This is a genomic window from Endozoicomonas sp. ALE010 (assembly GCF_049310165.1).
Lineage (GTDB): Bacteria > Pseudomonadota > Gammaproteobacteria > Pseudomonadales > Endozoicomonadaceae > Endozoicomonas.
This window is the reverse complement of record NZ_JBLYNV010000107.1, coordinates 1-9,480: the sequence shown is the minus strand read 5'-3', so window position 1 is coordinate 9,480 and position 9,480 is coordinate 1. Positions and strand designations below refer to the sequence as shown.

The 9,480-nt window shown below is 49.6% G+C and carries 7 protein-coding genes; all 7 read right to left on the bottom strand.

Annotated features, from left to right (window positions below):
* Positions 1–1,894 (bottom strand): DUF1601 domain-containing protein (locus tag ACO6UY_RS23390; RefSeq protein WP_422491463.1); only part of this gene is annotated, 1,894 nt, incomplete at its 3' end.
* 173 nt (positions 1,895–2,067) lie between these two features.
* Entirely contained in the window at positions 2,068–5,130 is a 3,063-nt protein-coding gene (locus ACO6UY_RS23385) for a DUF1601 domain-containing protein (RefSeq protein ID WP_422491461.1), read from the bottom strand.
* A 593-nt stretch (positions 5,131–5,723) separates the two neighbouring features.
* Positions 5,724–5,858 carry a hypothetical protein gene (locus ACO6UY_RS23380; RefSeq protein ID WP_422491460.1) on the bottom strand — a complete coding sequence of 45 codons (135 nt, stop codon included), beginning with the start codon at positions 5,856–5,858 and terminating at the stop codon, positions 5,724–5,726.
* Between the two features lie 105 nt (positions 5,859–5,963).
* Entirely contained in the window at positions 5,964–6,236 is a 273-nt protein-coding gene (locus ACO6UY_RS23375; RefSeq protein ID WP_422491458.1) for an IS4/Tn5 family transposase DNA-binding protein, read from the bottom strand.
* 73 nt (positions 6,237–6,309) lie between these two features.
* Entirely contained in the window at positions 6,310–7,893 is a 1,584-nt protein-coding gene (locus ACO6UY_RS23370; RefSeq protein WP_422491457.1) for a DUF1601 domain-containing protein, read from the bottom strand.
* Entirely contained in the window at positions 7,799–9,058 is a 1,260-nt protein-coding gene (locus ACO6UY_RS23365) for a DUF1601 domain-containing protein (protein ID WP_422491455.1), read from the bottom strand. The genes ACO6UY_RS23370 and ACO6UY_RS23365 overlap by 95 nt, the downstream gene beginning before the upstream one ends.
* A 51-nt stretch (positions 9,059–9,109) precedes the next feature.
* The coding region (locus tag ACO6UY_RS23360; RefSeq protein WP_422491454.1) for a hypothetical protein at positions 9,110–9,480 on the bottom strand (371 nt) is incomplete at its 5' end.

Here is a 9,480-nt window from a genome sequence, read left to right as displayed (position 1 = left end):
CAATGTATGGTTTCATTAAATCCTGACTCAAGAGCATGTTAACCGGAATTTCAATGACCTCAAATCCTGCTTTTTGCAACAGTGCGATTTTCAGCAGCGTCGAACCATTCCTGGTGTTGAAATCACCACCCACGTAATGAGAGGGCCCCTGAACTTCAATCACCATGTTGTGATCTGGCAGGAGCAGGTCAACCGGAGGCAATGAGTTCAGACTCTTTTCTTCTTCAATCTGCAAAGAGGGAAAGCATGATTGGAGTTGATCGCGAAAGTCGGCCTGGATTTTTGAAATGTTTGTCGGGTAATGGGGGACGACTGGACACGCTCTCCCAAGCCAACTGGCGGCCATGGCAATGATGCGTTGATCGTCTTCATTGTCTGAGGATGTATTTTCCAGACGAGTAAACAGCTCATCCATGTGCTTTTCAAGCCAGTTATTGTTATTGGAGTCCAGAGACAATCTGGCACAGCAAACCATGACTCCCCAGAGAGACATCAATAGGTCTTGCTGTAAGAGCTGAGGGTGTTCACTGATTCGGTAAACAAACGATTCGAACATAGAGGTCACCAGGTTCAGCTCAACGAACTCACCCAGTTTCGCGGTGGCCCACAGCAGATTGGCGATTTCCTTTGGTTTAAAGTTAGCTTTCTGTGTGTTCACGTGGCGCAATAGCGCGGCCACGGCCTCGTTGAGCTCTGATGTCCACTCCCCGTTACCCACCAGTTTCGCTATGGCCCACAGCAGGTTGGCGATTTCCTGTGGTTTAAAGTTAGCTTTCTCCGTGTTGACGCGTGGCAACAGCGCGGTCATGGCCTCGTTAAACTCTGGTGTTCGCTCCTGCCCGTTGTCCACCAGTTTCGCCATGGCCCACAGCAGGTTGGCGATATGCTGAGGAATAAATTGGTCTTTCTGTGCGTTCACGAAGGGCAACAGCACGGCCACGGCCCCTTTAAGCCCTGGTGTCTGCTCCTGCCCGTTGTCCACCAGTTTCGCCATGGCCCACAGCAGGTTGGCAATTTCCTGTGGTTTAAAGTTAGCTTTTTGTGCGTTCACGTCGGGTAATAGCCTGGCCACGGCCTCATTGAGCTCTTGTGTTCGCTCCTGCCCCTTGTCCACCAGTTTTGCCATGGCCCACAGCAGGTTGGCGATACCCTGAGCATTAAATAGGTCTTTCTGTGTGTTCACGTGGAACAACAGCGCGGCCACGGCCTCGTTGAACTCTGGTGTTCGCTTCTGCCCGTTGTCCGCCAGTTTAGCCATGGCCCATAGCAGGTTGGCGACTCCCTGGGCATCAATGTCCCTGACTTGAGGTTTTTGGTTGCAGGTAAATATTATTGCATCCAGTAGCGTTGACAATAAGTTAGCTTGAGTAAGCTTTACACGCTCATCCATGGGGTTATGAAGGGTAAAAACACCCGCTGAAGTCAATGAATGAAGTGTTGTCGTCAGGCTTCGCCAATTCCAACTCCGTGTTGCGGTAAAATTTTGCAGCAAGCGCAGCAGCTGGCTTTGTTCCGCTCGATTTAACGGTCTTTTAGCAGCTGACGTGTATTTTTTAATTGAACTGGCATACAGACCGTGATCTCTCCCATCATAGCGATGACCGAAACGATAAGATTTACTCGCCAGGTCATCCATTATTTCCTGTTTGATGAGCGCATTAAAATCCTGAGCAGGGTTTACTGAGCGGTACTGTAGATGTTGAGAAGAGCGTGTGAAAGAAGAATGGTAAAATTCATTACGCCCGGGGACAGTGCGGGAGGGGTTATCCCATTGCCTGACTGTGGCATATCTATATCGTCCACGCCGTGAAGAAGACGCCTGGCCATTCGGTTGGTTGTCATCATTGCCTGATCTTGCGTATTGACTACTGATACCAGCAGAGCTTCTATCCATAACTGTATTTCATTAATTCATGAGAATATAAAAAGCAGACTGCGGTTCTGTTCAGAAGTTCATTTTGCTGGAATGTTGATCAATGTAAGCAGTGGGAGAAACTCATCTGCTCCTGATGCCAACCATCCGTTATCTTCAACGCATCCGGGACGAAATTCAGGGGTAACAGGTCTTCAACGCTGGTAGAACTTTCCTGGAATGTGAAAACGGTTCCAGGGTCGAAGGGAAGGGATTACTGGCTTTTTTTTCTTCCTCTTGGCTGGTTTGCCGGTTTGTTCTTCGGCGGTTAAGTAACCATGATTTGAGGGTTGCCTGCCTTTATCAGCAGTAATGCGTGCCGCATCTGCCCACCTTCTTTTGAGTGATACAGAGCCATGCCCCTGTGGCGGGATGCCTGTCCTGGTCTTTATTTGATCAATGTATGGTTTCATTAAATCCTGATTCCAAACACTGTTAACCGGAATTTCAATGACCTCAAATCCTGCTTTTTGCAACAGTGCGATTTTCAGCAGAGTCGAACCATTCCTGGTTTTGAAATCACCACCCACGTAATGAGAGGGCCCCTGAACTTCAATCACAATGTTGTGATCCGGCAGTAGCAGGTCAACCGGAGGCAGTGAGTTCAGACTCTTTTCTTCTTCAATCTGCAAAGAGGGAAAGCCTGATTGGAGTTGATCGCGAACCTCGGATTGACGTTTTGACATAGTAGTCTGGTAATGGGGGATGACCGGGCACGCTCTCCCAAGCCAACTGGCGGCCATGGCAATGATGCGTTGATCCTCTTCATTGTCTGAGGATGTATTTACCACACGTGTAAACAGGTCATCCATGTGCTTTTCAAACCAGTTATTGTTATTGGAATCCAGAGACAATCTGGCACAGCAAACCATCACTCCCCAGAGAGAAATCAATATTTCTTGCTGTGAGAGCTGAGGGTTTTCACTGATTCGGTAAACAAGCGATTCAAACATAGAGGTAACCATGTTCAGCTCAACGGACTCACCCAGTTTCGCCGTGGCCCACAGCAGATTGGCGATTTCCTTTGGTTTAAAGTTAGCTTTGTGTGCGTTCACGTGGTGCAACAGCGCGGCCACGGCCTCGTTGAACTCTGATGTCCACTCCCCGTTGTCCACCAGTTTCGCTATGGCCCACACAAGGTTGGCGATATGCTGAGGAATGAACTGATCTTTCTGTGCATTCACGTGAGGCAACAGCGCGGCCAAGGCCTTGTTGAGTTCTGGTATCCACTTCCCGTTGTCCACCCGGTTGTCCACCAGCTTCGCCATGGCCCACAGCAGGTTGGCGATATTCTGGGCATTAAATAGGTCTTTCTGTACGTTCACGTGTTGCAACAGCGCAGCCACGGCCTCGTTAAACTCTGGTGTCCGCTCTTGCCCGCTATCCACCAGTTTCGCCATGGCCCACAGCAGGTTGGCGATATGCAGAGGAATAAATTGGTCTTTCTGTGCGTTCACGAGGGGCAACAGCGCGGCCACGGCCTCTTTGAGCCCTGGTGTCTGCTCCTGCCCGTTGTCCAGTAGTTTCGCCATGGCCCACAGCATGTTGGCGATTTCCTGTGGTTTTAAGTTAGCTTTCTCTGGGTTCACTAACAGCACGGCCACGGCCTCTTTGAGTTGTGGTGTCCACTCCAGCCCGTTGTCCACCAGTTTTGCCATGGCCCATAGCAGGTTGGCGATTTCCTGTGGTTTAAAGTTAGCTTTCTGTGCGTTCACGAAGGGCAACAGCGTGGCCACGGCCTGTTTGAACTGTGGTGTTCGCTCAAGCCCCTTATCAACCAGTTTCGCCGTGGCCCAAAGCAGGTTGGCGATTTCCTGTGCTTTAAAGTGAGCTTTCTGTGCATTCACGAAGGGCAACAGCGTGGCAACGGCCTCTTTGAGCTGTGGTGTCCGCTCCAGCCCCTTATCAACCAGTTTCGCCATGGCCCACAGCAGGTTGGCGATTCCCCGGGCATTAAATTGGTCTTTATGTGTATTTACGTGGGGCAACAGCGCGACCACGGCCTTGTTGAGCCCCGGTGTCTGCTCTTGCCCGTTGTCCACCAGTTTCGCCATGGCCCACAGCAGGTTGGCGATACCCTGTGGTTTAAAGTTTGCTGTCTGTGCGCTCACGTGGGGCAACAGCGCAGCCACCGCATCGTTGCGCTCTGGTGTTCGCTTTTGCCTGTTGTCCACCAGTTTCGCCATGGCCCACAGCAGGTTGGCGATACCCTGTGGTTTAAAGTTAGCCTTCTGTGCGCTCACATGGGGCAACAGAACGGCCTCGGCTCTGCTGAGCATCGGTGTTTGCTCCTGCCCGTTGTCCACCAGTTTCGCCATGGCCCAGAGCAGGTTGGCGATTTCCTGTGGTTTAAAGTTACCTTTCTGTGCGTTCACATCGGCCAATAAGCTGGCCACGGCCTCATTGAGTTCTGGCGTCTGTTCCTGCCCGTTGTCCACCAGTTTCGCCATGGCCCACAGCAGGTTGGCAATATGTTGAGGAATAAATTGGTCCTTCTGTCCGTTCATGTGGGGCAACAGTGCGGCCACAGCCTCGTTGAGCCCTGGTTTTCGTTCCTGCCCGCTGTCTACCAGTTTCGCCATGGCCCACAACAGGTTGGCGACACCCTGGGCACCAATATAGCTGGCTTCAGCTTTTTGGTTGCACTTGAATATTATTGCATCAAGCAGTGTTGACAATAAGGCAACTTGAGTATGCTTTACACGCTCATCTATGGGGTTATGAGGGGTAAAAACACCCGCTGAAGTAAATGAGTGCAGTGTTGTCGTCAGGCTTCGCCAATTCCATTTCCACGTTGCTGTGAAATTTTGCAGCAAATGCATCAGTTGGATTTGTTCCGCTCGATTTAACGGTCTTTTAGTAGCGAACGTGTATTTTTTTATTGAGCTGGCATATTGCCCGTGATTTCTCCCATCATAGTGATCACCGAAACGATAAGATTTACTCACCAGGCCATCCATTATTTCCTGTTTGATGAGCGCATTAAAATCTTGAGCAAGGTTTACCGAACGGCGCTGTAGATTTTGAGGAGGGCATGCACCAGGAGAATGGTAAAATTCATTGTGCCCCAGTGCAGGGCGGGGGGGATTATCCCGATGTCTGACTGTAAACTGTCTATATCGTCCACGCCTTGCAGAAGCGGTATGGTTATCCGGATGGTTGTCATCACTACCTGGTCTTGCGTATTTTCCACTGATACCAGCAGATGTTCTATGCATAATTATATTTCATTAATTCATGGAAATATTAAAAGCAGACTGCGGTTCTGTGCAGAAGTTCATTTTGTTGGATTGTGAAAACGGTTCCTGGTCGAAGGGCTGTCTCTTAGTCAGATCTCTACACCCTTTGTCATCCGGTAAGTGTGGAGACGGTCTTGCAGTTTCGCCCAGCCATCCCAAACAACTAACCATCCGGAAACGCCTGTTCGTTTAGAGTCACCCAAGGTTGGTTCTTCAGCCAAAGCATCAAAAAGAAGTTGGTTATCACCAATTAAAATTCGGTTTTGTGTTGCTCTGACAACAAACCTTTGACTGTGAGTGGTCTTGTACTGATATATTCATAAACATCGGCTTCACGATCGCAGACACTAATACCAATTCCGCCTTCTAAATATGAGATCGAGCAAGTCATTTTGGACAGCTGGGCAAGGCGGAATGACGAGTAATAGCAGGGCTATTGCGAGGAATTCCAACGAAGATCCAGCTGTTCAAAATGGCTGCGCAGTTCATATTTAGAAGGTGGAATTGGTATAACTACCTTGGTCATTTGGGCACCCAGCCTGTGCTCAATGCTTTCAGAGGACTGCTGCCACTTAAAACTTTCTTTTTTCTTCGTAAGGTCGCTGCTTGCGAGTGTTCCGCTTGCCGCGCTCCCCGTCGTCTCTAATCCAGCGTTGCTGATCAATCAGCCCCATTGTTCGCTCAGTATCAGCATCCAGAAGCAACACTGAGTGAGCCCAAATGCCTCTGGCATTGCTATTTTTTGGTTCACTATATCGCCCAGTCTGACCTGATGGAATGTTTGTAGCTGAGAGTGGTACTGTCTTCAATGGCTAACAAGAGTTGTGCATCGTGTACAGCGAGCGCGGTCGCCTGAAATCCGGCTCTGCAATAGCATCCGGTTCTACAGCTTCATTTCCAATAAATCGATAGGCACCTTCAACCACTGCAAGGTTGCTTTCACAAGAGGAGGCTAAAGATGAGCCCGTGTGGGCAGCCAGCTCAGCGGCTACATGAGTTAGTCTTTTTGTACGACGCTTGTCACCTAAGTCTGAGCACTTGAAAGTATGTTCAGCCCATTGCTGAAGAGGTAGTGGTGTAAACATAGTCTTGACCTATCTCAGAAAGGATAAGTCAAGTATAGAAGTTGTGACTAAGAGACAGGTCGAAGGGAGGGGATTACTGGCTGTTTGTTTTCTTCCTCTTTGCAGGTTTGTCGGTTTGCTCTTCTAAATGCTCTTCTGCGTTTAAGTAACCGTGATCTGTGGGTTGCCTGCCTTTATCAGCAATAATGTATGCCGCATCTGCCCACCTTCTTTTAAGTGATACAGAGCCATGCCCCTGTGGCGGGATGCCTATCCTGGCCTTTATTTGATCAATGTATGGTTTCATTAAATCCTGATTCAAAAGCCTGTTAACCGAAATTTCAATCACCTCAAATCCTGCTTTTTGCAACAGTGCGATTTTCAGCAGAGTCGAACCATTCCTGGTTGTGAAATCACCACCCACGTAATGATATGGTCCCTGCACTTCAATCACCATGTTGTGATCTGGCAGTAGCAGGTCAACCGGAGGTAATGAGTTCAAACACTTTTCTTCTTCAATCCGCAAAGAGGGAATGGATGATTGGAGTTGAGCGCGGAAGTCGGCCTGAGGTTTTGAAATGGTTGTCGGGTAATGGGGGACGAACGGACACGTCCTGCGAAGCCAGCTTGCGGCCATGGCAATGATGGATTGATCTTCTTTATTGTCCGGGGAGGTGTTTTCCAGACGAGTAAACAGCTCATCGATGTGCGGTTCAAGCCAGTTATTGTTATTGGAGTCCAGAGACAATCTGGCACAGCAGACCATTACTCCCCAGAGCGACATCAATATGTCTTGCTGTGAGAGCTGAAGATTTTCACTGATTCGGTAAACAAGCGATTCAAACACAGAGGTAGCCACGTTCAGCTCAACGAACTCACCCAGTTTCGCCGTGGCCCACAGCAGGTTGGTGATTTCCCGTGGTTTAAAGTTCGCTTTCTGGGTGTTCACATGGCGCAATAGCACGGTCACGGCCTCGCTGAGCTCTGATGTCCACTCCCCGTTATCCACCAGTTTCGCCATGGCCCACACAAGGTTGGCGATTTCCTGTGGTTTAAAGTTAGCTTGCTCTGTGTTGACGTGTCGCAACAGCGCGGCCACGGCCTCGTTGAGCCCTGATATCAACGCCCCGTTGTCCGCCAGTTTCGCCATGGCCCACAGCAGGTTGGCGATATCCTGGGCATTAAATAGGTTTTTCTGTACATTCACATGTTGCAGCAGCGCGGCCACGGCCCTGTGCAGCTCTAGTGTTTGCTCCAGCCCATTGTCCACCAGTTTCGCCATGGCCCACAGCAGGTTGGCAATATGCTGAGGGTTAAATTGATTTTTCTGTGCATTCACGCCGGTAAACAGTACGGCCAGGGCGGCTTTGAGCTCTGGTGTCTGCTCCTGCCCGTTGTCCACCAGTTTCGCCATGGCCCACAGCAGGTTGGCAATATGCTGAGGAATAAATTGGTTGTTTGGTGCGCTCACTTGGGGCAACAGCGCGGCCACAGTCTCTTTGAGCCCTGGTGTCCGCTCCTGCCCGTTGTCCACCCGTTTCGCCAGGGCCCACAGCAGGTTGGTGATTTCCTGAGGTTTAAAGTTAGCTTTCTGTGCGTTCACGAAGGGCAACAGCGCGGCCACGGCCTTGTTGAGTTCTGGGGTTTGCTCCTGCCCGTTGTCCACCAGTTTTGCCATGGCCCACAGCAGGTTGGCGATATGCTGAGGAATAAATTGGTTTTTTTTTTGCGTTCACGAGGGGCAACAGCGCGGCCACGGCCTTGTTAAGTTCTGCTGTCTGTTCCAGCCCGTTGTCCACCAGTTTTGCCACGGCCCACAGCAGGTTGGCGATATGCTGAGGAATAAATTGGTTTTTTTTTGCGTTCAGGTGGGGCAACAGTTTGGCCACAGCCTCGTTGAGCCCTGGTGTTAACTCATGTCTGTTATCCACCAGTTTCGCCATGGCCCACAGCAGGTTGGCAATGCCCTGGGCATTAAATTGGTTTTTCTGTGCGTTCACGCGGGGCAGTAGCGCAGCCACGGCCTGGTTAAGCTCTGGTGCCAACTGCTGCCCGTTGTCCACCAGTTTCGCCATGGCCCACAGCAGGTTGCTGATGCCCTGGGCATTAAATTGGTCTTTTTGGGTGTTCACAAGGGGCAACAGTGCGGCCACAGCTTTGTTGAGTCCTGGTTTTTGCTCCTGCTCGCTGTCTACCAGTTTTGCCATGACCCACAGCAGGTTGACGACACCCTGGGCATCAATATCCCTGGCTGGAGGTTTTTGGTTGCACTTGAATATGATGGCATCAAGTAGCGTTGACAGTAAGGCCGCTTGAGTACGCTTAACCCGCTCCTCCATGGGCTTATGAGGGGTAAATACACCCGCTGAAGTCAATGAATGCAGTGTTGTCGTCAGGCTTCGCCAATTCCAGCTTCGTGTTACGGAAAAATTTTGCAGTAAAGGTATCAGCTGGCTTTGTTCGTCTCGATTTAATGGTCTTTTAGCAGCTGACGTGTATTTTTTAATTGAACTGGCATATAGGCCGTGATCTCTCCCATCATAGCGATCACCGAAACGATCCGATTTATTCACCCAGCCAATGATTATTTCTTCTTTTATGAGGGCATTAAAATCTTGAGCAAGGTTTACTGAACGGTGCAGTAGATTTTGAGGAGGGCATGCGTCAGGTGAATAGTAAAATTCATTGTGCCCCGGGGCAGGATGGGAAGGATTATTCCGATGTCTGACTGTACACTGTCTATATCGTCCACCCCTTGCAGAAGCGGTATGGTTATCCGGCTGGTTGTCATCATTACCTGATCTTGCGTATTGATCACTGATACCAGCAGAGCATCTATTCATAACTATATTTCATTAATTCATGAGAATATAAAAAGCAGACTGCGGTTCTGTTCAGAAGTTCATTTTGCAGGAATGTGAAAACAGTTTCTGGATCGAAGGGAGGGGATTACTGGCTGTTTTTTTCTTCCTCTTGGCTGGTTTGCGGGTTTGTTCTTGTAAATGTTCTTCGGCGGTTAAGTGACCGTGATCTGAGGGTTGCCTGCCTTTATCAGCAGTAACGTATGGCGCATCTGCCCACCTTCTTTTAAGTGATACAGAGCCATGCCCTTGTGGCGGTATGCCTGTCCTGGTCTTTATTTGATCAATGTATGGTTTCATTAAATCCTGATTCCAAAGCCTGTTAACCGGAATTTCAATGACCTCAAATCCTGCTTTTTGCAACAGTGCGATTTTCAGCAGAGTCGAACCATTCCTGGTGTTGA

What these genes read in the sequence shown, in the direction of transcription:
- ACO6UY_RS23375 (WP_422491458.1), bottom strand. Translation starts at nt 6,236, where the DNA reads ATGTTTACACCACTACCTCTTCAGCAATGGGCTGAACATACTTTCAAG.
- ACO6UY_RS23370 (WP_422491457.1), bottom strand. Translation starts at nt 7,893, where the DNA reads ATGGCAAAACTGGTGGACAACGGGCAGGAGCAAACCCCAGAACTCAAC.
- ACO6UY_RS23385 (WP_422491461.1), bottom strand. Translation starts at nt 5,130, where the DNA reads ATGCATAGAACATCTGCTGGTATCAGTGGAAAATACGCAAGACCAGGT.
- ACO6UY_RS23365 (WP_422491455.1), bottom strand. Translation starts at nt 9,058, where the DNA reads ATGAATAGATGCTCTGCTGGTATCAGTGATCAATACGCAAGATCAGGT.